General features: G+C 38.6%; 25 protein-coding genes. 18 read left to right on the top strand and 7 right to left on the bottom strand.

Going from position 1 to position 24,242, the window contains the following annotated elements:
* The first annotated feature begins 282 nt into the window (after positions 1-282).
* From ASU03_RS11245 to ASU03_RS11230, 4 genes are all read left to right on the top strand, one after another.
* Positions 283-1,059, top strand: coding sequence for a TetR/AcrR family transcriptional regulator (locus ASU03_RS11245; protein ID WP_057831893.1), 777 nt, complete (start codon positions 283-285; stop codon positions 1,057-1,059).
* Between the two features lie 121 nt (positions 1,060-1,180).
* Positions 1,181-3,517: an efflux RND transporter permease subunit gene (locus ASU03_RS11240; protein WP_057831892.1), complete on the top strand. Its 2,337-nt coding sequence runs from the start codon at positions 1,181-1,183 to the stop codon at positions 3,515-3,517.
* Positions 3,518-3,552: 35 nt separating this feature from the next.
* Positions 3,553-4,353 carry an outer membrane lipoprotein-sorting protein gene (locus ASU03_RS11235; protein ID WP_057831891.1) on the top strand — a complete coding sequence of 267 codons (801 nt, stop codon included), beginning with the start codon at positions 3,553-3,555 and terminating at the stop codon, positions 4,351-4,353.
* Between the two features lie 4 nt (positions 4,354-4,357).
* Positions 4,358-5,647, top strand: coding sequence for a hypothetical protein (locus ASU03_RS11230; protein WP_057831890.1), 1,290 nt, complete (start codon positions 4,358-4,360; stop codon positions 5,645-5,647).
* Positions 5,648-5,762: 115 nt separating this feature from the next.
* Here the strand turns inward: ASU03_RS11230 and ASU03_RS11225 are convergent, their stop codons facing one another.
* Positions 5,763-6,722, bottom strand: coding sequence for a histone deacetylase family protein (locus ASU03_RS11225; RefSeq protein ID WP_057831889.1), 960 nt, complete (start codon positions 6,720-6,722; stop codon positions 5,763-5,765).
* 179 nt (positions 6,723-6,901) lie between these two features.
* Complete coding sequence (locus ASU03_RS11220; RefSeq protein ID WP_057831888.1) at positions 6,902-8,758, bottom strand: GNAT family N-acetyltransferase; 1,857 nt, start codon at positions 8,756-8,758, stop codon at positions 6,902-6,904.
* 206 nt (positions 8,759-8,964) lie between these two features.
* Here ASU03_RS11220 and ASU03_RS11215 point away from each other — a divergent pair, with 206 nt between their 5' ends.
* A complete protein-coding gene (locus ASU03_RS11215) occupies positions 8,965-9,600 on the top strand; it encodes a sulfotransferase (protein ID WP_057831887.1) in 636 nt (211 codons plus the stop codon).
* Between the two features lie 192 nt (positions 9,601-9,792).
* The gene (locus ASU03_RS11210) at positions 9,793-10,365 is read left to right on the top strand and encodes a tRNA-(ms[2]io[6]A)-hydroxylase (RefSeq protein ID WP_057831886.1); all 573 of its coding nucleotides are present in this window, start codon (positions 9,793-9,795) and stop codon (positions 10,363-10,365) included.
* A 558-nt stretch (positions 10,366-10,923) separates the two neighbouring features.
* On the opposite strand, the gene ASU03_RS11205 is transcribed toward ASU03_RS11210, so the two are convergent.
* Positions 10,924-11,580 carry a Qnr family pentapeptide repeat protein gene (locus tag ASU03_RS11205; protein ID WP_057831885.1) on the bottom strand — a complete coding sequence of 219 codons (657 nt, stop codon included), beginning with the start codon at positions 11,578-11,580 and terminating at the stop codon, positions 10,924-10,926.
* 560 nt (positions 11,581-12,140) lie between these two features.
* On the opposite strand from ASU03_RS11205, the gene ASU03_RS11200 reads away from it, so the two are divergent.
* On the top strand, positions 12,141-12,800 hold the full coding sequence (locus ASU03_RS11200; RefSeq protein ID WP_057831884.1) for a LiaF domain-containing protein: 660 nt from the start codon (positions 12,141-12,143) through the stop codon (positions 12,798-12,800).
* A gap of 44 nt (positions 12,801-12,844) precedes the next feature.
* Here ASU03_RS11200 and hspQ read toward each other — a convergent pair whose 3' ends face one another.
* From hspQ to ASU03_RS11180, 4 genes are all read right to left on the bottom strand, one after another.
* On the bottom strand, positions 12,845-13,174 hold the full coding sequence (gene hspQ / locus ASU03_RS11195; RefSeq protein WP_057831883.1) for a heat shock protein HspQ: 330 nt from the start codon (positions 13,172-13,174) through the stop codon (positions 12,845-12,847).
* 157 nt (positions 13,175-13,331) lie between these two features.
* Positions 13,332-13,718 carry a rhodanese-like domain-containing protein gene (locus ASU03_RS11190; RefSeq protein WP_057831882.1) on the bottom strand — a complete coding sequence of 129 codons (387 nt, stop codon included), beginning with the start codon at positions 13,716-13,718 and terminating at the stop codon, positions 13,332-13,334.
* Positions 13,719-13,744: 26 nt separating this feature from the next.
* The gene (locus ASU03_RS19935) at positions 13,745-14,035 is read right to left on the bottom strand and encodes a TSUP family transporter (protein ID WP_082627252.1); all 291 of its coding nucleotides are present in this window, start codon (positions 14,033-14,035) and stop codon (positions 13,745-13,747) included.
* The gene (locus ASU03_RS11180; RefSeq protein ID WP_057831880.1) at positions 13,969-14,232 is read right to left on the bottom strand and encodes a TSUP family transporter; all 264 of its coding nucleotides are present in this window, start codon (positions 14,230-14,232) and stop codon (positions 13,969-13,971) included. The genes ASU03_RS19935 and ASU03_RS11180 overlap by 67 nt, the downstream gene beginning before the upstream one ends.
* 76 nt (positions 14,233-14,308) lie before the next feature.
* Between ASU03_RS11180 and ASU03_RS11175 the strand changes: the two genes are divergently transcribed.
* The 11 genes from ASU03_RS11175 (at position 14,309) to ASU03_RS11125 (ending at position 24,238) form a co-directional block, all read left to right on the top strand.
* The gene (locus ASU03_RS11175; RefSeq protein ID WP_057831879.1) at positions 14,309-15,187 is read left to right on the top strand and encodes an MBL fold metallo-hydrolase; all 879 of its coding nucleotides are present in this window, start codon (positions 14,309-14,311) and stop codon (positions 15,185-15,187) included.
* 74 nt (positions 15,188-15,261) lie between these two features.
* Positions 15,262-15,684 carry a YeeE/YedE family protein gene (locus tag ASU03_RS11170; RefSeq protein WP_057831878.1) on the top strand — a complete coding sequence of 141 codons (423 nt, stop codon included), beginning with the start codon at positions 15,262-15,264 and terminating at the stop codon, positions 15,682-15,684.
* 3 nt (positions 15,685-15,687) lie between these two features.
* Entirely contained in the window at positions 15,688-16,113 is a 426-nt protein-coding gene (locus ASU03_RS11165) for a YeeE/YedE family protein (RefSeq protein ID WP_057831877.1), read from the top strand.
* Between the two features lie 12 nt (positions 16,114-16,125).
* Entirely contained in the window at positions 16,126-16,422 is a 297-nt protein-coding gene (locus ASU03_RS11160) for an ArsR/SmtB family transcription factor (protein ID WP_057181420.1), read from the top strand.
* A gap of 961 nt (positions 16,423-17,383) precedes the next feature.
* Positions 17,384-18,268: a MipA/OmpV family protein gene (locus tag ASU03_RS11155; RefSeq protein WP_057831876.1), complete on the top strand. Its 885-nt coding sequence runs from the start codon at positions 17,384-17,386 to the stop codon at positions 18,266-18,268.
* Positions 18,269-18,282: 14 nt separating this feature from the next.
* Entirely contained in the window at positions 18,283-18,771 is a 489-nt protein-coding gene (locus ASU03_RS11150; protein WP_231731559.1) for a DUF3019 domain-containing protein, read from the top strand.
* 71 nt (positions 18,772-18,842) lie between these two features.
* The gene (locus ASU03_RS11145; RefSeq protein ID WP_057832250.1) at positions 18,843-19,556 is read left to right on the top strand and encodes a response regulator; all 714 of its coding nucleotides are present in this window, start codon (positions 18,843-18,845) and stop codon (positions 19,554-19,556) included.
* A 20-nt stretch (positions 19,557-19,576) separates the two neighbouring features.
* Positions 19,577-20,851, top strand: a complete 1,275-nt coding sequence (locus ASU03_RS11140) for an ATP-binding protein (RefSeq protein WP_057831875.1) — start codon at positions 19,577-19,579, stop codon at positions 20,849-20,851.
* Positions 20,852-21,718: 867 nt separating this feature from the next.
* The gene (locus ASU03_RS11135; RefSeq protein ID WP_057831874.1) at positions 21,719-22,885 is read left to right on the top strand and encodes an FAD-dependent monooxygenase; all 1,167 of its coding nucleotides are present in this window, start codon (positions 21,719-21,721) and stop codon (positions 22,883-22,885) included.
* A gap of 495 nt (positions 22,886-23,380) precedes the next feature.
* Positions 23,381-23,791, top strand: coding sequence for an acyl-CoA thioesterase (locus ASU03_RS11130; RefSeq protein ID WP_057181411.1), 411 nt, complete (start codon positions 23,381-23,383; stop codon positions 23,789-23,791).
* 102 nt (positions 23,792-23,893) lie between these two features.
* On the top strand, positions 23,894-24,238 hold the full coding sequence (locus tag ASU03_RS11125) for a YajD family HNH nuclease (protein WP_057831873.1): 345 nt from the start codon (positions 23,894-23,896) through the stop codon (positions 24,236-24,238).
* Positions 24,239-24,242 lie beyond the last annotated feature (4 nt).

Raw genomic sequence — 24,242 nt, 5'->3', positions numbered from 1 at the left:
CCACTCACTTACTTATGCGTTATCCATAGAAAAACCAACCCCAATTAGCTTCACCACCTAAATCCCCTAAAGTCTTCTAAGTGCTAAAAGTTGACTCGCAGATTCTACTAGACAGTTTGTAGTTCAGAATAACTCTTTCAAAAATCATTCTTGATTCATATTATGGCGATGAAAGAAAATTCACCTGTACACTTTAGTTACATATTCGTTGACAATAATTACATTGGGCGTACTATGACGTTTCGTCAGTGACGAATCGTCACATATTAAATAGCAGGTTCTATGACACCACCTAAGTTACTCGATGAAGCAGCACTTAAAGCAAGAGAGTTGCAAATTATCAACTCGGCAGTGCTACTAATTCAGAAAATTGGTATCGAAAATCTGACCATGGATAAAGTTGTTGCCGAAGTGCCTTTTTCAAAAGGTACGGTTTATAAACACTTTATTGGTAAAGAAGATTTATTGTTAGCCATCAGTAATTATGCCATTGGCCTGCTTGCCGATTTATTTTATCGCGCTTATCAATTCAAAGGTTGTGCACGTTCACGCATGCTGTTGCTAAATTTTTCCTACCTTATCTATGCGATGTTATATCCGGCATTGTTTCAAACCGTGCTTTGTGCCAAATCGCCTAATGTAGTGGGAAAATCAAGTGAAAAACATATTAAAGAGGGTGAACGCTTAGACGTTAAGTTAATGACTTCAATTAACGGCATTGTCGAAGATGCCCTAAACGATGGCAGTTTAGTACTGCCTTTGAATATGGATGTACAACAAATATGTTTTAGCAATTGGTCTATGGCTTATGGCGCCATCTCATTGCTTTCAGGCGAAGTTGAACAGTGTAGTGGCAGAACAAGTTTGATTGTAGAACGTGAATTATTTAATCACAGTAATTTACTTCATGACGGTATGGGCTGGCAGCCTTTAACAAAAGACAGCAGCCACTGTAACGAACTAAAAATCGCCTTGGATAAATTATTTCCACAAGAGTTGGCGAAAATTAAAGCCAAAGGGCGCGAGCTGAATTTTGATAGTTTTAGCTCGCCGGCTTAGGCAACTAAATACGAATAATGTGCGGTGCATAACCGCATTTTTTTGAACTGTAAGGTGACGATTCGTCATCTAAAAGAATCTTCTTTAATGAAGATAAATTAAGAATATAAGGAGCGTAACAATGAGAGATAAACTCTATAATTTTGTCGGTAAGAATCCATTCTGGGTGATACTTGTTTGTATTACTTTCTCGATAGTAGCAGGCCTAGGAGTACAAAAGTTAGAATTTAAAAGTGACTACCGGGTGTTCTTTAGTGAAGAAAATCCACAGTTAACGGCTTTTGAAACGATGCAAAAGGTCTATGCCAAAAGTGATAATGTTTCTTTTGTCGTGGTACCTAAAGATGGTAATGTTTTTACCAAAGAACATTTAGCTGCATTAAAAAAATTAACCAAAGCCAGCTGGCAAATACCTTATTCAACACGGGTTGATTCTGTCACTAATTTTCAATATAGCTATGCTGAAGAAGATGACATGATCGTTGAAGATTTAGTCATGTCTACTAAAAACTTGACCAGCGAGAAGCTTGAAAAAATAAAGGGAATTGCCATTAATGAGCCTTTGCTGGTTAATAAAATCATCTCAAAAACCGGCCATGTTTCTGTCGTTAACGTTACCGTGCAATTGCCAGGTATTGACCCTATGGCGGAAACACCTGAAATTGCTGCCAGTGTCCGTGCTATTAAAGCGCAGTTCTTAGCTGAGCATCCTGAAGTAGACGTGTATCTGTCGGGTATGATTATGATGAACACCTCATTTGGTGAAGCTTCAATCAATGATGGTACAACACTTATTCCGTTGATGTTTCTTGTGGTTATTGTCACCATAGGGGTATTGCTAAGAACCATTACCGGTACTATCGCCACGGTACTTGTTATCATTATGAGTATTGTTACCACCATGGGACTTGCCGGTTGGTTAGGCTTTTATCTTACTGGACCATCTTCATCAGCGCCAACGATGATAATGACCTTAGCGGTAGCTGATTGTATTCATATTTTAACCTCGATGTTTTATGAAATGCGGCAAGGCGCTGATAAACGTACCGCCATTGCCCGTAGTATAAAAATCAATTTACAACCTATTTTCTTAACCAGTGTTACCACAGCGATTGGCTTTTTAAGCATGAACTTCTCTGACTCACCGCCGTTTAGAGACTTAGGTAATTTAGTCGCTATTGGCGTAATGTTAGCCTTTGTTTTTTCTGTCACAATTTTTCCGGCGTTACTTACCGTACTACCGATACGCGTTAAAATGCACAAAGAAGGTAAAAAAGACATTATGGCGAAATTGGCAGACTTTGTTATTGCCAAGCGAAAACTATTATTACCTTTAACCAGTGTATTTATTATCGTTTCAATAATGTTTATTCCTAACAATGAACTCAATGATGATTTTGTTAAGTATTTTGACGAAACAGTGCCATATCGCGTGGCTACTGATTTTATGCAAGATAACTTATCGGGCATGATGGTTGTTGAAATCTCAGTGAAAACAGGTAAGCCAAGTGGTATTAACGATCCTAAATATTTGCAGAGTGTAAGTGACTTTACTGATTGGTTACGTGATCGTCCTGAAACGGATCATGTCAATACGATTACCGATACCTTAAAGCGTCTCAATAAGAATATGCATGGTGATGATCCTAGTTGGTATAAATTACCCGATAGTCAGGAAATGTCGGCGCAATATTTATTATTGTATGAAATGTCTCTACCTTATGGCTTAGATTTAAATAACCAATTAGATGTTGATAAATCATCCTCAAGAATCGTGGTGACCTTTAAAAATATGACCAGCAACGAGCTGATTAATGTTGAGCAAGACATGATTGCCTGGTTTGCTAAACATGCACCTCAATATGAGGTTGATTTTTCTAGCCCAAGTCTAATGTTCGCCCATATTGGTCAACGTAATATTATTAGCATGCTTATCGGTACCACACTGGCACTTATCTTAATTTCAATTCTATTAGGGGTAGCCTTAAAAAGCTGGCGCTTTGGTTTGATCAGTTTATTACCTAACTTAGCACCGGCGGCGATAGGTTTTGGTATTTGGGGATTATATAGTGGGCAAGTAGGCCTTGGTTTATCGGTTGTTATTGGTATGACTTTAGGCATTGTTGTTGACGATACCGTGCACTTTTTAAGTAAGTATCTTCATGCTAGACGTGATAAAAATGCCAGTCCGCAAGAAGCAGTACATTATGCTTTTGATAATGTCGGACGTGCACTATGGATAACTACTTTTGTACTCGTGGCCGGTTTTACTGTCTTGGCACAATCATCATTTAAAATGAATGCAGATATGGGTTTCCTAACCGCATTGACCATTTTTGTCGCACTTGTGGTTGATTTCTTATTCTTGCCGCCATTACTTATGCTGCTTGATAAAGATAAGAAAAAAGTAACACAAAACGTGGCTGCAGTAGTTGATACACCGATTAAAGCGGCTTAATTACGCCATTCTAAGTAAGTTTATAAGGATTAACTATGTTAACTAAGAAAATATTAATTAGCGCCATCTCAGCGCTAAGTTTAACCCTAGCCTCTAATGCTGCTTTTGCTTTATCGGCAGAAGAGCAAAAAGGCTTAGATATCTCCATGGAAGCCAAAAAACGCGATCTAGGCTGGCAAGACAGTACCGCTGATATGCGGATGTTATTACGTAATAAACAAGGCCAAGAAAGTATTCGCGAGATCAAGATTAAGTCGTTAGAAATTCATGGTGATGGTGATAAAAGCTTAACTATTTTTAATAAACCTCGTGATATTAAAGGCACTGCTTTTTTAAGTTTCTCACATCCGGTTGCTGCCGATGAGCAATGGTTGTTTTTACCAGCATTAAAACGTGTTAAACGTATTTCCTCGCGTAATAAATCAGGGCCTTTTATGGGCTCAGAGTTTGCTTTTGAAGATTTAAGTTCTTTTGAAGTAGAAAAGTACAGCTACAAATATTTAGGTGTTGAAGAGCTTAATGGCTTTACCAACTTCAAAGTTGAGCAATACCCTGTTGATGAAAACTCAGGTTATACTCGTCGTATCGTTTGGCTTGATACTCTAGAGTATCGCATTCATAAAATTGATTTTTATGATCGTAAAAACTCATTACTTAAAACCTTAACCTTTAGTGGCTATAAGCAATATTTAGCCAAACATTGGCGTGCAGATAGCCAAGAAATGATCAATCACCAAAATGGTAAAAGCACCGAGTTAAAATGGAGTAATTATAATTTTAAAACGGGCTTAAGTGACAGTGATTTTAACCGCAATTCATTAAAGCGTGCGCGTTAAGTTGATGTCATTCTCTGTAAATAAAGCGTTTAAAAAACCTTTAAATAAGTCGTCAAGTAAAAAACTTACCTGCTCACTAACGGCGATGGCAGTAGGCGCAAGCTTACTGCTTAGTAACCCTGTTTTTGCTAGTGAGGGAGCGAGTGACGTCGAGTTTGAAGCATCAAGTAATATTGCCATAGAGCAGCGCTACTTTTTTAAAGAGGCGCTTTATCCTGAGCAGTTGCATCATAGTCAAACGTCGCTATCAATAGAGACTGAGCTCTACTGGCAATGGAATGGTGGCAACGATAGCATTATCTTTACGCCTTTTTATCGGCTGGATAGCCAAGACTCGCAACGTACTCATGGTGATATTCGTGAACTGGCTTATGTACACGCCAGTGATAATTGGGAACTGCGTGTTGGCATTCGTAAAGAGTTTTGGGGCGTTACTGAGTTTCAACATCTTGTTGATGTGATTAACCAAACTGATGGTGTTGAAGACTTTGACGGTGAAGATAAACTTGGTCAACAAATGCTTAACTTATCTGTGGTCAATGACTGGGGCATTGTTGATGTGTTTTTACTGCCAGGTTTTCGAGAAAGAACTTATGCTGGTGCAGAAGGGCGTTTACGTGGGCCATTAGTGGTTGATGACGAGAATGTCAGTTATGAATCTTCTGCAGGACAACAACACCTTGATGTGGCTCTACGTTGGGCACATAGCGTCGGCGATTTTGACTTAGGTGCGTATTGGTTTCATGGCACTAACCGAGCCGCGTATTTGAGTCCATCAGCACTAGAGCCCAGCTCGACATTAGTGCAATATTACTCGCAAATGGACCAGCTAGGTGTAGACGTGCAAGCCACCTTAGGTGACTGGTTATGGAAATTTGAGGGCATACATCGCAGCACCAGCTTGGAAGATTTTTGGGCAACACAAGCTGGTTTTGAATACAGTTTCATTGGTGTCTTTGCCTCGAATATCGACTTAGGTTTATTGATGGAACACAGTTGGGATTCACGCGGTGAAGTGGCTCTTGGCGCGCAAGGTTCATTGCTGCAAAATGACTTGTTTTTAGGAGCAAGATTAGCTTTTAATGATATGCAAAGTAGCGAGTTATTAATGGGCATAGGCAGTGATTTAGATCACAATGCCTTTAGTTTCCTTATTGAAGCAAACCGTCGCTTTGGTGCTAATGTTATTGTCAGTGTTGATGTCAGACTGCTACACAGTAATGATGAAAATGACTTACTTTATAGCTTAAGTAATGATGACCATGCGCAAGTATCTGTGGCGTGGTATTTCTAAGCCTCGCTTTATCCTTAACGGAAAGCGCGAATGAATTCCCGCCTACGGTAGGCGGGATTTTAATCGCGCGATTTCTTAATATTTAATCACGCGGTTGCTTAATATTTAATCACGATCAATTACCAATCAAACCATTAATATGTGCAACAACACTTCGCCCTAGTGCACTGGGGGCATAACCGCCTTCAAGCACAGAAACAATTTTTCCTCCACCGTATTTATTGGCGATAACTTTAAGTTCATCGGTGATCCAGCGATAATCCGACTCCGTTAAGCTCACTTGTGAGATATCATCTTCGATGTGGGCATCAAAGCCTGCCGAGATAATGATCAACTCGGGTTTAAACTGGTGTAATGCCGGTAACCAGTGTGCAGTTAACTTTTCTCTGAACTGCTCACCCTTTGTTGTTGCCGCTAACGGGGTATTGATAATTGGTGCGGTATTACTTTCTTCAACTTCAAAGGGGTACAGTGGGTCTTGGTAGCTTGAGCAAAACAGGTAACCTTTGTCATCCTTGGCTGTGGCCATAAAGTGATTCTTAATAATATCTTCGGTGCCATTACCGTGATGGACATCAAAATCGACTATGGCGACGCGTTTTAAACCATACTTTTGTTTAGCGTAAGCGGCAGCAATGGCAACATTATTAAAAAAGCAAAAACCCATGCCTTTATCATGTTCTGCGTGATGACCTGGCGGCCTAGTGGCACAAAATGCCGCGCTTAGGGTGCCCTCCATGACGAGATCAACCGCATCAACCGCAGCCCCAGCGGAATACAAAATAGCGGTCAGTGATTTTGTATTCATTACTGCGTCTGCACCGACGATAAAATTTTCTTCGCCTTTAGCTTCATTGGGCGCATTATCAAAAACAAAATCAATATACTCTTGCGTGTGCGCTAGGGTTAGCAAGCTTTTATCGATAGGCTTTGAGTCAAATTGACGGACGACGTAATCTAAGCCACTACGAATTAATTGGTCTGAAATAGCGGTTAAGCGTTTAGCATTTTCAGGGTGGTGTTCACCCATGTCATGTTCGCCACAGTGGTAGTGGCCTATTATTCCAACTGGCATAACTTTCTCATAATTGTTAGTGACTATTCATCTTGTTGCGCTATGACGCAATTAAGGCGTCAAAAGTACTCATTGACTAACGTCAACTCCGTGCCTTTTCCTTTTACTTGCACCATAGTGCTTAAAGCTGAACAGTCACGGGATATTTAAGTCGTTTAAATTTATATATCAAATAGAGATTAACTTTCTACTGTCTCTTCATTCAGGGTCAGCTTTAAACTCACTTCATCATAATCATCACTGGCTTGACGGACAAAGCCGGAACGTTCAAAGACTTTTAACATAGAGCCATTATCACTGCGTACACAAGCCACTAGGCTATCTAGTTTACGCATCTTGGCGATGGTAATCATTTCACCGAGTAAGGTAGTTGCCATACCGCGGCCACGCAAACTTTCTTTAATAACAAAGGCCACCTCACCACTATTAATACTTTCAATGTAATAATATCGAGCCACGGCCTCAATCGCTTCACCTAAAGAATCTTTCTTGGTAAAGCACAAGGCAAGATCTACATGTTGGTTAACGCTGACCAAGTTACAGGACTTCTCCCGGGTCATCTGGGTAATGTGATGGTTGTAGCGCATCATCAAGGTTTCTTTATTATGGGAATAGAAAAACTCTTGTAACTTTCGCTCATCTGCTGGCGCAAGTGGCCTTAAGATATAATTAATATCGGCAAAATTAAAGCGCTTCATTTCAATTGAGCCTAGTTCAGGTACCGAACTCGGAGAGCTTTCTTGATATTCTGGTACCCAATAATGTTTACGCACATCGGCAAGTAATTTATCCCTAAATTTAGGGTGAGCAATTCTGATCAGCTCTAAGGCACGCTCTCTAATACTCTTACCGCGCAAGGAGGCAATACCAAACTCGGTCACCACATAGGACACATGGCCGCGCGAAGTTACTACGCCGCCACCTTCAGTGATATGGGCAACAATACGAGATATTTTGCCATCTCGGGTAGTTGAGGGCAGGGCAATAATAGGCATACCGCCTTTACTCAGTGATGAGCCACGAATAAAATCAACTTGTCCACCAATGCCGCTGTAAAATTGATAACCAATAGAGTCTGAAACTACCTGACCGGTTAAATCGACTTCAATGGCACTATTAATAGACACCATATTGTCATTTTTAGCAATTTTTACCGGTGAGTTGATATGCTCTGACGGATAAAATTCTATGTGTGGGTTGCCATCAACAAAATCATAAACTTTTTGCGTGCCAATACAAAAAGTCGCTACCGCTTTGCCTTTGTGGTAGGTTTTTTTGCGGTTATTAATCACGCCTTTTAACATCAAATCAACCACTCCATCGGATATCATCTCACTGTGAATACCTAAGTCTTTGTGATTACCTAAATAACGCAATACCGCTTCGGGAATTTTACCTATGCCTATTTGTAAGGTAGCGCCATTTTCAACCAACATAGCAACATATTGACCTATTTGCTCGTTGCGGCGATCCACTTTCGGTGGTTTTATTTGTGGTAGGTCTTGTGCAACGTTTATCCAGGCATGAATTTGATTTACATGAACAAAACTATGGCCATTGGTACGTGGCATTTTCGGGTTTATCTGGGCAATAACATATTTAGCTGCTTTTACTGCGGAAGATACGATATCAACACTCACACCTAATGAACAGTAACCATATTCATCTGGCGGGCTGACCATAATAAGTGCTACGTCGAGGGGTAAAATATTTTCAAGAAATAAGCGTGGCACATCGGAAATAAAACACGGGGTATAGTCACCACGCCCTTCGGCAATAGCTTCGCGAATATTTTTACCACCAATAAATAAACTATTTACTTTAAATAAATCTTTATGTTCGCGCTTGGCCCAAACATTTTCAGAAAGGGTTAAAATATGGACGGTCTCAATATCATGCAAACCCTGACTATTGGCTATTAGGTCATCTATCAAGGCATTCGGTACCGCGGCATTGGAGCCGATAAAGATACGATTACCGGACTTTAAGTAATCACTCCAGTTGACACTATCACGCTGCTCATCTTGTGCTGTCATGAAATTTCCTTGGCTACTTCTTTGCTATAAATGGACTAGGCATTGCTTAGTCTTTGTTTAGGTATTTACCTAGTATGCTCTGATCAATAAGGTATTTATTGATCACTGTCAATTGTGCGTTTGTTAAATGATGAAATAAGTTATAATCAGCTATTTTTTAATTTAATTAATTTTAAATTTTCTTTTTAATATAAAGGCTTAGTTTAGTGTCTGACGGAAAAATTTTTATCATAGGTTTACCCAGAACAGCAACGACCAGTGTTTGTTTAGCCATGTTAGAGCAAGGCTTTAAAACCGCGCATAATGCCTATACTCAAGAATCTTTTTCTCAAGCACAAGTATTAGCCGATACGCCGATTTTTTGTGATTATCAAAAACTGGATAAACACTTCGCCAATAGTAAGTTTATTTACCTCACTCGGTCACCAGAACAATGGTTGCCATCAATCAAGCAGTTATTACAGCGCATGATAGTGAATTTGCAGCGCAGCGATGGCGGCTTTAATCCGCATTTAAAACGTTGTTATCATGAAGTTTTTGCACCATTAACGGCCAATAATATTAACAGTGATGAATTCTTTCTTAGCTGTTATAGCCGTCATCAACAGGGCATTAACGATTACTTTAAAGACAGATCTCAAGACCTATTGACCATAGATGTCAGTGATAAAAACAGTTATATGAAAATGTTAGCTTTTGTTAATATTGATAGTGACAAGGCCAGAGAGGGCGGTTTTAAACAAATTAACCTTGGCGGTAAAGTAAAAGCCTGGCAAGGCCTTAATAACACGTTAAAAGTAGAATCTACTAATAACGGCAAAATTGATAAGCTGCTTTACTAGTAAAAGGTTAATGACTAGCGCGGGATTTATAAAGGTTTTATAGGTAAAGTTTTTTATTAAGCCTTTCTGAGAACATATTTTATTCAGCCAAGTTAGCTTAGCTATTGTAGAGTGAAAAGTTCACAGGTAAAATCACGCCAATTGTATTGAGTAATTTCCATTAAGTAAATATTGTCTTAGAGAGTAGTAAATATGTTTGAATTAAAACACCACACTGGCCAAGATTGGGTTGATGCCGTTATGGCTGACTTTAACTTGTTTTTGCAAGACCATGCTGCAGCCGAGAAGAAAGCTTCAGGTATGGCAATGGCAATGCTGTCTCATTATCCAGACAAAGCTAAATTGGTTCGCGCTATGACTGATTTAGCCATTGAAGAGCTTATTCATTTTAAACAAGTATTAAAGTTACTTGTCGCCCGCGATGTCACCTTAGGTCAAGATAAAAAAGACCCTTACATTAACCAGCTCCGCGCCTTGTTCCGTAATGGCACCAGTTATTTTATGATGGATAGATTACTGGTTGCCGCCGTTATTGAAGCGCGTGGTTATGAGAAGTTTTGGTTAGTTTCACAAGCACTTCCTGAAGGTAAAGATAAAGATTTTTATGTCGCCATTGCTAAGTCAGAAGAAAAGCATAAAAACTTATTTGTTGAGCTGGCGTACGAGTATTGTGACAAAGGCGAAGTTGACCAGCGCTTAGAAGAAATTTTAATTGCTGAAGCTAAAATTTGTGCGGCTCTACCTATTCGCGCAATTCTCCACTAATAGTATTTTATCTTATTTGTGTATCGCCCAATTAAGGCATCTATACCCGTAACCATTCAAAGTGCAGGATTTCAGTGGGAGTTAAAATGACTTTAGGCTAGGTAAATTATTTAAGCATAGTCATTCTATGGTTTGATTATTTAACGCTGAATAAAGTCATTTTAAACCCATCGCAGAAGTGCTTGGGCAACATCACTACGTCGTTACACCTCTTAGTAAGGGAATAACCATTACTACAAAGCTGCGCCTTGTAGTGAAATTGCTCAAGCACTCTGAAACTTGCATCTTGATTGATTACGGGTATTAGATACTCATTGACTCACGTCAACTCCGTGCATTTGCCTTTTAATTGAGCAATACACTTTTAAGCTAAGCCACTATATATGTCTATTAGATTACCGTTTCTTTTGGTTAAATAAAATTGGCTAGGGGTAACTAAGTGCACTAAAAGGAAGTGAATGATAATAAGGGAAACTTCCATAGTTAACTTGATATTAGCGATAAAAGTATAGCTTGCTGATAAGACAATTTGAGCGGTCTTAATTGCGATTATCTGTTTTAGTCGGGTAATACTAGGATCCCTAAGCTCTCTAGTAATTGCTCTTGTTGCCAATGACAAAATTTTACGCCATCAAGGTCCACTCGCCTGATGTTGAGACCATTTAATTCTGTATGTGTTAAGTCGCAACCTTGCATTTGGAACTGCTCCCAAGCATCTTCTGAAAATTCACTGCGGCTTAAATCTGAATTTTTCAGTGACGCACTTTGCAAGTTAGCGCCATGCCAGCGATTTTCAAATAAGTCACACTTCTCAATACGCACACCAGAAAAGTTTGCATAAGATAAATTACATCCGGTGATATAGGCCAAACAAAAATATGACTGACGTGAAATTGTATTTTCAAAACTCGCTTTAACAAAGTTAGCCCCTTTCAAGTCACAAGACCTAAACTCTATGCCTAAGCAATTCGCTCCGATAAAGCTAGCCATAGATAATCTACACTGCTTAAAGCTAGTATCACGTAAGTCCGCATAATCAAATCGGCAGCCCTCAATGCTACCTTGCTCGATAAAGCTACATTCAATAAATTCAACATCGCTTAAATCAGACCTATTAAAATTACATCGATAGAAATTACATTGTTCAAAGCGCATGCCTTGCAAGTCTTGGTTAGAGAAGTCGTGCTCAATAAAGTCTTTTTTAGTTGTCGGCATCATAGCCCTCCAAGTGATAGTGCGTGAAGATTACCACCTAGGTAGTTAAAATAGCCACCAATTTAATACGAGTAAAAACAATGAGTTAAAAGGCACTGAAATAGCCTTTTAAAGGGGGCAAAATGCCATTTTTAGTGCGGTAAAATTATTTTCAGAGATGTGTGATAGATGAAGAAAGTTTACCGATGAAAATAAAGGTATAGGAGCTGAAAAGTGTATGTTAGTTAATTACCTTATCAGAGTGAAAATTATTAACTTCAGAACTTTGTGTTGAAGAGCTCCTTTATATCAAGGTGAAGGAGGTATAACACAGCTGCTAATATAATAGGACTGGTTGTAGAGAGCGATGTAGGCACGATTATTTGCAAAACTGTGGTCAAATAAACTAACATCTAGTTTACTTAACACTAAATTACCTTTTGTGTTTTTGTAAGTTATTGAATTTATGTCTTTATATTTGTGGCGTAACATTTGCTTTATTTGATAGTTAATTATAACTCGTTAACTAATTACCTTTAGTTTACGTTTAGGTTCAAGCTTAGTTAAAACAAGGAAGAGATATGTCAGTAAATCTTGAAGATAGACCCATTGAAACTGTTCGCAGTGAAGTGATTGATCAATTAATCATGAATTATAGTCATGGTGAAATCTCTTATGAAGCATTTGATCGTCGTTTAGACCAAGCGATGGAGTTGGCTAATCATCAAGCACTTGTTGAACTGACCAGTGATTTACCACTTGCTGTTGATAAAGCCTTTGTTGAAAGCAAAAAGCAAGACCTAGCGCCTAATTTTGTTGCTGGTGAAGCAGAAGAAGTGGATACCATGATAAATATATTTAGTAGCAGCAATCGTGGTGGTGCGTTTCGAGTTGCTAATGAGATACGTTATTTTAGTCTTTTTAGTAGCACTAAAATCGACTTTACTGATGCAGTATTTAGTCAGCAAGAAGTGCGTATAAAAATTTTTAGCCTCTTTAGTAGTGATACTATTTATGTGCCGGAAAATATTAATGTTGCTTCTAAAGCTTTTTGTATTTTTGCCAGTATTGATAACTCAGCGCCTAATAATGGCGTTAGCCAGGTAAGGTCAACGACACCAACCCCCACCATTATTATTGAAGGCTTTTCGATATTTAGTAGTGTCAATATCGATTTAAAGCGCTCGATGAAAGAAAAGTTCATCAAGATGGCGGACAGTTTTAAAAAAATGTTTTCGTAATTAGCTAACTGGTTTAGCGAGTGATCATTAATGTGGTTACTGCCTTAATTCATCGGTTTATTGCGAACATATCGGCCATTTTCTAACGTAGAAAAATAGTGTGTTAGTTTTGGATGGCTGATGTCGGTCAAAATATCATCAGGGGCTAAGTTTTGTTCGGCTACATACGTTGAATGTGAACTGCCATGAACTAATACACTATACCAAGGCTTATCTTTTGGCGGTCGAGACTTAGCTACTTGATCATACCAATCATCAGTGAGTTGAAAATTCACATCAACATCGACTATAACGCCACGATATGCAAAAAGTCGGTGTTGAATTAAGTCGCCAATGGAAAACTTTACCTTGGTTATATTTGTTACTTTTCCCATACACTCTTCTCCATGAATGAATTGAGTCGGCTTATGCCAACCTTTAAGGTAATTAATCTATATGAAATATAATCTTTGCCACAGCAAAAAAATTCCATACGGATAAGTTCACGCATTCACAAGTATAGCTAGCATTTATTCGCTTATTCTTTGGCGGTTACTGGCTAAACGGTAGATCTTTATTGCGCCATTCGGTAGCTCCGCCAGTGAGTGAATAAACTTTATTAAGGCCCATTTTTGCTAATGATTGAGCGGCTAAGATTGAACGTGCGTCACTTTGGCAATATAAATAAATATTTTGCTGGGCAAGAGCCTGTAATGGCTCAGCAGTATCAGCAACCCTAGCTAAGGAAGTGATACGCATTTCTAATACACCTCTTGGCATATGAATAGCACCGGGTAACAGACCATTTTCTAATTCGACAGCTTCACGTAAATCAATAATCAGGGGTTGGGTTGGCAACTGTGCATACAGCTCATCACACGTTATTTCCATAATCTCTTTTTTTGCTAGACGTACTAGCTCTTTAACATTAATAAGCATTGTTATTTCCTAAAGGTTAAAACCAGTTAAAAATTGAGTAAGGTTTGTATTAAAATAAAACTCGACATAAGTAGTAGTATTAATGCAAACAACTGACGAATTGTTTTCTGTGGTAATTTCGTAGCTATTTTTTGACCTATTAAGCTGCCAATTGAACCAATGACACTGATCAAGCCGATAACTTGCCAATCAAGGCTTTGGTTAATACCCACCAGTAACTGCTGATATTTTAAAAAACCAACAACAGCATTTAGGCTAATATCACCAAGCTGGTAGCCACCGTACTGGGTAAACCAAACAGCAATACTATCGACCAATTAATCTGTTTCTTGGCCAAGTTCACTATGACGGTAAACAAACTAATAGTACCAACAATAACCAAAGAGCTCGTAATTGCTACTATTTGGCTTTGCTCTAAGCCATAGATGAGCACAGGTATGGTTAAAATGGCACCACCGGAGCCTAGAACGCCTAAACTCAGGCCAATTAATAAAGCATAAATAATAATGAACATTTTTTCTTGCCTTTTAATATCGTATATTGCTAATATACGATATATCATAGTAAGAATACAAGAGAAAATAATCATAATGGTCAATATTAAATCTTTTTATCATGCTTACAGTTCAACAATCAGTTATATCGTTTTCGATAAGCTTGGCGGCCATGCCATTATTATTGATAGTGTCTTAGACTTCTCATTGTCGTCTGGTAAAATCTGGAGTGAATTTGCCGATAATCAAATTGCCTTTCTCAAAAAAAATAAACTCACTCTCGATTGGATTTTAGAAACGCATGCTCATGCTGATCATCTCAGTGCAGCACATTATCTAAAATCTGAACTTGGCGGTCAAACAGCAGTGAGTGCTGGTATTACCAAGGTTCAGCAAACTTTTAAACAAATTTTTAATATTTCAGACCAAGAGCTTTTGGCAACGGGTGATGTTTTTGATGTGCTACTTAGCTCCGAACAGGTGATTAATTTTGGTCAACTAAGTGTATTAGTATTGGCAACTCCCGGACATACCAATGACGGCCTAACTTATTTAGTTGAAGATAATGCCTTTATTGGCGACACACTATTTATGCCAGATGGCGGCACCGCACGTTGTGACTTTCCTGGTGGTGATGCCAGTACTTTATTTGACAGTATTAAGCTTATTCATAACCTACCAGAGGAAACTAAATTATGGGTCTGCCATGATTATCAACCCAATGGTCGGCAGCTAAATTATACCACCACAGTGGCCGAGAGTAAGCGCGATAATATTCATATTAATGGTAAAACATCAAAGGCAGAATTTATTCAGCTACGCCAAAGTCGCGATGAAAATTTAGCCGTACCCGAGCTGCTCTATCCAGCTCTTCAAGTAAATATTCGCGGTGGAAAATTACCAAGTGCGGAGCCGAGTGAACAAGTATTTTTAAAAATCCCCATTAAGCAGAACTTATTCTACCCAGAGAAATAGCGGGAAAAAGTTGACGTGTTATACATTACTATTATTGACTATACAGCGTTATTTAAGCTACTAAAGAGAGACATATGACAGAATTCACCCCCTTAACCGCCTTGTTTGGTGGTGCATTAATTGGTGTTTCGGCACTATTACTATTAATTTTTAATGGCCGAATAGCCGGAATATCCGGCATATTGTACAGCGCAATACAACCGGCTGATAATGACCGATTATGGCGCTGGCTATTTTTGCTTGGCTTAATGCTTGGAGTGTTTTTTGCGATGAACCCGACAACACCATTACCTAGCGATATAGAGGCAAGTTGGCCACTGCTTATTATTGCCGGCCTATTGGTTGGTTTTGGCAGTAAAATTGGCAATGGTTGTACTAGTGGCCATGCTATCTGTGGACTTGGCCGGTTATCACCTCGTTCGATAGTTGCGACAATAATCTTTATGATCACCGCCGCCTTAACGGTATTTATTACTCGTCATATTCTTGGAGCTTAAACGATGAAATTAATGATAGCGTTAATCTCCGGGGTATTATTTGGTGCTGGCTTGACCATTGCACAAATGGTTAATCCAGAAAAAGTACTTAATTTTTTAGATATAACCGGTCAATGGGATGCCAGTTTAGCCTTGGTGATGGCCAGTGCTTTAACCATTTTTGGCAGTGGCTATTTTTTACTGGTACGAACTAAAGACAAACCTTTGCTCGATAAAGAATTTATTGTCTCAAACAACAATAAAATAGATAATCCTTTAATCGTTGGTGCTACCATATTCGGCTTAGGTTGGGGCTTAATAGGAATTTGTCCTGGACCCGCTCTAGCTACTTTACTGACAGGTAACATCAAGTTTTTCGGATTTTTCATTGCAATGCTCATTGGCATGCAAGTCGCCCAAAAAATATCTAAGACCATTGCTAACGAATAACATGAGAAGACAATGACCGATTATAGCCAATTAGAAGCCAATGCTGAAAAAGCAACCAAGCTATTAAAAACAATGAGCAACCAGCATAGATTAATGATTTTATGTGCATTACAGCAAGGTGAATTATCGGTCAGTCAATTAAACGAATTATTCCCTATTGCTCAATCAACACTATCACAACATCTGGCTTGGTTACGCCGTGAAAGTTATGTAAAAACTCGTCGAGACGCGCAAACGATTTATTATGCTTTAGATAGTCAAGCCGTGATCGAAATCATTAGTGTTTTACATAAGCTATATTGTGACTAAGTCAAATAGATATTCATTACTCGATTTTAGCCTTCACTGCACGAACTCTACCTTGGCTAAGCCTAACTCAAGGGGGAACTATTCTGGCTTTTTAAGTCATATGAGGATCGTCATAAATAATGAGAATCTTGTTCAATGGTTTTCTGAGCTGTAGTCAAATTGGGATAATTTTATTGAAGATTTTTCGTCAAGAGTCGTGAGAAAATCACAAAATACTTCACAAATCGCTAGAAAATAATGGCAACTTTGTGGTAACAGTGAGCCTTAGCTGGTAATCAATGACCAATAAAAACAGGTCGCCGCTAAGGACTTCTTGGTGCGCTTTGTTGACATGCCGTAGCGGAGGATCTTAACGACAACTGATAGCCATAAGTTGACATTAGCTTTTGTGAAGTTATGAACATATTTGGGACAATTTCAACCAATATTTACTGCATGTTTGAGGGACTGGTGTAAGCTCAAAGCTGCCTGTAAAAATTCGTATAGGAAGGCTCACTGTTTACTATTTTTCGGTGAAGTTTACGAGTAAAAATCATTCCACCTAACATTCACTTAGATACGAAAATAGACGTTTCATTACCTAGCGGTAATAACTCTAACGGAAGTGAATAGTATTTAAGTTTAACGTCCTCTGTAAGCCTCAAACGAAGCCATTATAGTTTAGGTTTACAAAGCGATAATACACTTGATAATTCAAACCAAATAGGGTTGAATAGCCTATTTTAATAGATTTCCTCTTTATAAAACTATGTAGTGTAGCTGTACGGTTTTTGAGTACTGGGCTAGCTATTGGTTACCTCTTCACTGTATTAATTAGCCGTATCAAAATAAGGAAACTCTCTGCTGTCGTTACAACTCCCCCCTAATTGCTACATTTTGTTACAGATGATGGATCTTGTTACGCCAATATCCCTTGCACATCGACATAATGTAATGACTTTCAACAACGCAGATAAAACCAATGAATAATCTAAAAATAAAAAAACCTCTTATCTCATATTTTCCTTTGGCAGCAATAATTATTGCTGGAGCTAGTTTGTCTAGTGCCAGTTTTGCCAACGATATTAGCTACAGTATCAGAAGTGATACTGAGCAAACAGGTATTACAGAAAACTATTTCGAACTAGGCCTAGTGTATGTTGTGGGCAGTAGCCCATCTTTTGGTGAGGAAAGTAATTGGGCTAATCTCGGTCTGATTATTAATGGCAGTTACACTTGGAACAATTTTTTCATTGAGTCCTATAGTGAAAGTGGCAACGGGCTGGTCGTTGGTTATAACGCAATTAATAATGATAATTGGTCGCTCGATTTAACGGTGACCACTGACTGGTTCCAATCAAACTATGAAAATACCGGCCGCTACCCTGACCTTAACAACAAGGATTATAGTGACCCGTTAACTGTTGGTGGTCGACTAACTGGCTATTTAGGCAATAATATTGTGCAATTTTCTGTCAACCAAGACGCAACAGGTGATCATAATGGCACGACGGTTTCAGCGTTAATTGGGCGAAATTGGCAAGTTAGAAATTGGAATTTCCACGGTATTGTTGGCGTTGAATATGCCTCGGCTAAACTGAATGACTTTTATATTGGCGTGTCAGAGACAAGAGCTGCATCGACTCGTTTCGATTTCTTTGATGAGGGGGCTAGTAGCTATGAAGCAGGCGACAGTGTTAGTTTTAGTACTGAATTTGGAGTAACTTATCCTATTACTGAAGACTGGGTCTTCAGAGTAACCGGCCGAGTTGTTACTATATCAGATGAAATTACCGACAGTCCTTATTATGTCAACAAAGATTCGGTCGCGACATCATTTCGTACCAGTCTTAGTTTTGTATTTTAGGCAGGAACAATAATATGCCTTTTTTTAAAATAACCGTAAAAACGACAGTAAATACAATTGAAATGTCTAAGCTGACACCATGGATACAACTAGCTTTATTGCTGTGCGTTGCATGCTTGTTTATCCCTGGCTCTGCTAATGCCGCAGCAACCCAAGCTAATACTTCAGCAAATAATTCCAGCCAATTAGCTCAGCTAAAAGTAACACCTAAACCTTGTGTTGCACTGCATAAAGGGCAAAAATGTTACCTTGAAGTGACCTTTAGCTGGCAGCATCCAAAAATTAGCAATTATTGTCTGGTAAATACCACCCGCAATCAAATACTTAAGTGCTGGCAGCAACAGGCAACAGGTGAGTTTGACTTTGATTTTCAATCGACCTTAACTAATGACTTTTCTTTACGTAAGCATGACTCAACAGTAGATTTAGCCCAAGCAACAATACCTGTGGCCTGGGTATACAAGTCATCTAAACGGGCAAAATCTACTTGGAGATTATTTTGACGGAAAGAGCTTTGACGGAAACTATTTTTAACGATAATAATTTGTCGCCATCAATTACCGGCAAACATATTATGTTAGTAGAGGACGATATGTCGCTAGCAGAATGGTTTAGCGACTATCTTAGCGAACAAGGTTACTTGGTGACTTTGGCTACCCGAGGTGATATTGCCATTGAACTGATTGAAGCAGATCAGCCTGACTTGGTGATATTAGACATCATGTTACCGGTAAAAGATGGCTTTGAAGTGTGCCAAGCTATTCGGCCTTTTTACCGTGGGCCTATTTTAATGATGACGGCACGAGATCATGAAACTGACGAAGTATTAGGACTAGAGTTAGGTGCTGATGACTATGTGGTAAAACCAGTCAAACCAAGAGTATTACTATCGCGGATAAAAGCGCTGTTACGTCGTGTTTCTTCGCAAGAAACTGTGTCGACAGTCGCACCAGCGGTTACCTCTGAGACGGATGAAAATATACTAAGTTTTGCTAAGCTCACCATCGATGCCAATTCTAGAACAACCACTCTGGCAGGCGCGAAAGTTGCAATTTCTTCGAACGAATTTGATGTCTTGTGGCAACTCGCTCAATCAGCAGATAAGCTTGTTAGTCGCAAAGAACTAGTGATTCAACGCAGAGGTATTGATTACGATGGTTTTGATCGTTCAATTGATATTCTTATTTCAAGAATACGAAAAAAACTGGGTGATGATGCTAGCAATCCGTATCGAATAAAAACCGTCTGGGGTAAAGGGTATTTATTTGTTAAAGGTGCTTGGGAGTAACTTATGCCTAGGAATATACCATGCCAAAACTAACCTTATCGCTATTATTGGTGATATTAGTGGCCGTAATAGGCATGGGCGGAGTATTAGATAACTTATTTAGCCAATATCAGAGCCAAGCAAGCAATCAGTTCGATGAATTATCACCCTATCGCCAATTAGGAAAATCCTTGGCGTTAACCTTGGACAAACAACAAGAGCCTGAGCAATTCATTGCTAATTGGCAACAACAAGATGAGCTTACAGTTACGCTAGATCAACTCGATGATTTCTTTTTACCTGATTCATTAAAACAATCCTTTTACGGTGGCAAACCGCTGGTATTTGAGACTGACAGCAACATATCGATGCACTTTATTGTGCCTTCACAGCAAAAGGTACTGATCTTTAATATTCCTCCTGTTGTAAAAGAAAGTCAAAATAGCGCATTGCAGCTACTGTTAACCGCTGTATTTTATCTGGGTATTTTACTGGTGGTGCTTATTTGGCTCTATCCCTTGATTAAACAATTGAGAAAATTGAGACAAACCACTAAAGCTTTTGGCGAAGGCCATCTACAACAGCGAATTAATGTTAATTCAACGTCTTATATCGCCAGTATTGAAAATGAATTTAATCACATGGCACAGCGCATAGAAACGCTGGTAAGTGATAACAAGCTGCTCAGTGATGCCGTTGCCCATGATTTACGCACACCTTTGGCCAGGTTACGCTTTGGTATTGAGATGCTGCAGGAAACTGACAAAGCAGAGACTAGGGAAAAGTACCAAAACCATCTATCTCGTGATATTGATGAAATGGAACGATTAGTCAGTGTATTACTTAATTATGCGCGCATAGAGCAAGCGATGATGGCGATCGAGCCACAGAGTATTGACCTTAATGTCCTGATCAGCCAGTGCGTTGCTGCAGTATCTGATAGCAATAAGGTCATTAATTGGCATGCTCAAGGCATTGCCATGGTTAACGGTGATGCTAATTACCTGAGCATGTTAATCAATAATTTGCTTGGTAATGCCCAGCAATATGCAAGTAATGAAATTACCCTGAAAATTACCAACACGGCTTCAGCACTGCAGTTTATTATTAGTGATGATGGTCCCGGCATTGCCAAAGAAAAACGCGATGAGTTATTGAAACCCTTTATGCGCGGTGAGCAGGCTCACGAAAAACCAGGTTACGGTATGGGCTTGGCTATTGTCTCAAGAATAGCTCAATTGCATGATGCCAAACTGGTCATTTCTGACTCAGTAGAGCTCGGCGGTGCTGAATTCTGTGTGACTTTCCATGGATAAAAATCTGTAATAAATCCTGTAAAAAAACTAAACTTTACAAAATCCCCTTATGTATTATGCCGTAAGGGACTTTTTTACATTTAATTTTACTAAAAATGACCTATTAACCCTATTAGGCCACCTTTATCTTCATTGGTCTTTTATTATTCTAAACACTTTGTTACAGATGATGGAACTTGTTACGTCTTTCAACTACGCCATTGCTTATAGTTTACTTCTTTAAAAAACTAAAGGAATAAGCATGCAACCGTTCAACAACCTATTTATCGAATTTTTTTGTTTGGTATTGCTGTCTGTAGTTGCACAGTGAATTTGTGCCACCAAATTCGAGGCAAAAACTTACTTTGTATTATATGATGAACGGCGGCTTTGGTGGCTTAGTTGTCTGTCAGGGCAAAGGTAAATCTACTGGCTCTGAACACGGGAAATAGCTCTAAAAGCTATTGATGTTAATGGCCGCTTATGTATCAATAGCGCACCTAATTTTGAGTGATTTCAGCTAATAGATATAGTCCGTTGTGTGGTACTTACCGCCCTTAGCATCTCATTTTAAAAAATTAAAAAATTAAAAAATTAAAAAATTAGTAAATTTCAAATGAAGTAGCCCTTTTGTTAAGGACTTCTTGGTGCGCGTTGAAGACGTTAGCATTTGATCTTTTGCCATATTTTTTCTAATTAATATTTCATGTCATGTTAATTAATCGGCTCAGTAACATCCTATCTTTTATTAAATAATTAGTTGTAGTTGTTTCTAATGCTTTGAATTTGTGGGATATTAATGTAAATTAAATTTTAATTATGGGACGGTCATTATTGAGCCGATTCCATAATAGGCTGTTAGGCGCTTAGTCTGGACAAGGAGTCATTTTGAATATTGGTATTCTTGGTGGAGGTATTGGTGGATTAAGTACCGCTATTGCATTAAAACAAGAAGGGTTCGATGTGTCTGTTTATGAACGACATAGTAAACCCACTGAAATAGGAGCTGGTATTGTATGTTGGCCTAATGCTTCTTTCGTACTTGAACAACTTGGTATTTTGGGTGAAGTTGCCAAGGTGTCAGGTTCGCTTAATTATATGAATCGATTTTCGAATACAGGAGAATCTATAGGCTCATTAAATATAAATGAGCTTAATCGTTTAATGAAATATCCTAGTTATTCTATTATTCGAAAAGATTTGATGAGGATACTGATTCGACGGACGATTGAATTAAACATCAATGTACATTACCAGCATGATGTTACCGGATTATCGGATAATCATGGAAGTACATCTGTTAAATTTAGTAATGGTAAAAGTATTAAACCCGATATCATTATTGGCGCAGATGGTCGTATGAGATCTCTTTCTAGAAAATACGTCAATGGTAGCAATACACCTATCTACCAAGGTTTCATTAATTGGGTTGGTGTCTTTGAAAGTAAATCTGTTAATTTCTCGGATTTATCTGTTTCTGATTATTGGGGGACTGGAGAACGTTTCGGAATTGTTCCAATATCAAACAATAAAGCTTATTGGGCTGGTGGTGTTGTTTCAGAGAAGATGTCTGAAGTAAATCCAAGTAAATATAAATCAGAACTCAATTCACTATTTAGTAGTTGGCCAGATATAATTACTAGAATCATCAATGAAACTCCCGAGTCTAGTATTAATAAAATTTATGTACACGATCATGATCCAATCGATAAATGGCATAAGAATAATGTCATATTATTAGGTGATGCGGCACATTCCCCTTTACCAACATCGGGCCAAGGTGCTTGTCAGGCACTAGAAGATGCATGGCACATTACTAGATGTTTAAAAGAAAATATCAACAATATATCTAAGGCATTTGAACAATTTACTGAATTGAGAAAATCTAAAACATCAGGTATTACCATGGGAGGACGTCAATTGGCATCCTCTATTTTCAATCAAGATGTCGAGTTTTGTAAGCACAGAAACTTAGCGAGTAAAAACACCAATTATCAAGGTGCAGTAATAGGTATGGCAAAGGGATGGTCTAGCGGTTTACCTATCAGCGCTTAACAAGAAAATAAACAGGGACACGTAACGCTTGCTCGGTTCCACTTCGTTTCACATTTTAGCAAGTATTACTTAGCCCGTTATTTTGGTGTTATCGATACAAAATATAATCCGAAACACTGTTTGGCGCTAACTACCTAATGTCCGTTGTGTGGTACTTACCGCCCTTAGCATCTAATTTTAAAAAATTAGTAAATTTCAAAGGAAGTAGCCCTTTTGTTAAGGGCAACTTGGTGGTAAAAGTGATCATTAGAAGTTAATTTCATTTGCGGATTGATAAACTCAAACATAATGCGCAGTCACAAATCATTGTAAATTAATTGTTAAATTTTCTCATCGCATGACGCATTTCTCATTATTTGTGACGATCCACACATAGCCCAGAGCTAGTCTAGGAAAAGTTAACAGCACTTTTATTAGAGTTAATACTCAGTACGTGCTAATAAAAGTGCTATAATAGGTCATACCAGTTGAACCTACATTAGCTTAAGGCTTATTATGCATTTCCTTTCCCGTCGTCTTGTTATGCCCAATGATTTAAATTACGCCAACTCTTTATTTGGCGGTCGAGCCCTTGAATGGATTGATGAAGAGGCCGCTATTTATGCTATCTGTCAATTAGAAACTAATTGTTTAGTGACCAAGCATATTGGCGCAATTAGTTTTGAGTCTGCTGCTATGCAGGGTGATGTGGTTGAGTTTGGCTTAGAGACTAAGAAGGTCGGTCGTACTTCTATTACGGTCACTTGTTTGGTGCGTAATAAAGCCACTAAAAAAACCATTTGTTTGGCTGATGATATTGTTTTTGTACAAGTTGATCCGAAAACACGTTTACCTATTCCTCACGGTAAAACGCTGGAACTATTAGAGCAGCAAACAAAAATAGAAATTAATACCCTTAATATGTAGCATTAGCTTATACATCTCTATTGCTAAGCCCTCAGTCTTGCTAAGTAAGGTGCTTAGCAATACACTAGCCTTATTGTTTACTTTATTATGTCCTGAAATCCTATGTCCTCAGATCGTTTTGGCACCAGTGCCAACTACAAACAACAAGAAAAAGGTTATCGTGACCGAGCATTAAAATTGTTTCCTTGGGTATGCGGTCGTTGTGCGCGCGCTTTTGAATTCTCTAACTTAAAAGAATTAACCGTACATCATGTCGACCACGATCATAGCAACAATCCTAATGACGGTAGCAACTGGGAATTATTATGCATCTATTGCCATGATAACGAACATGATAAATATACTGATCAAGCTAGGTATCAAAGGGAAGTTAAAGCGGGCGATACCAATCAAGATACTGCCACCTATAATCCCTTCGCCGATTTAAAGTCTCTGTTGAAGAAGTAGCACA

Source organism: Colwellia sp. TT2012, from assembly GCF_001440345.1.
GTDB lineage: Bacteria > Pseudomonadota > Gammaproteobacteria > Enterobacterales > Alteromonadaceae > Colwellia.
The sequence above is the reverse complement of the archived record's forward strand: the minus strand, read 5'-3'. Positions and strand labels throughout refer to the sequence as shown.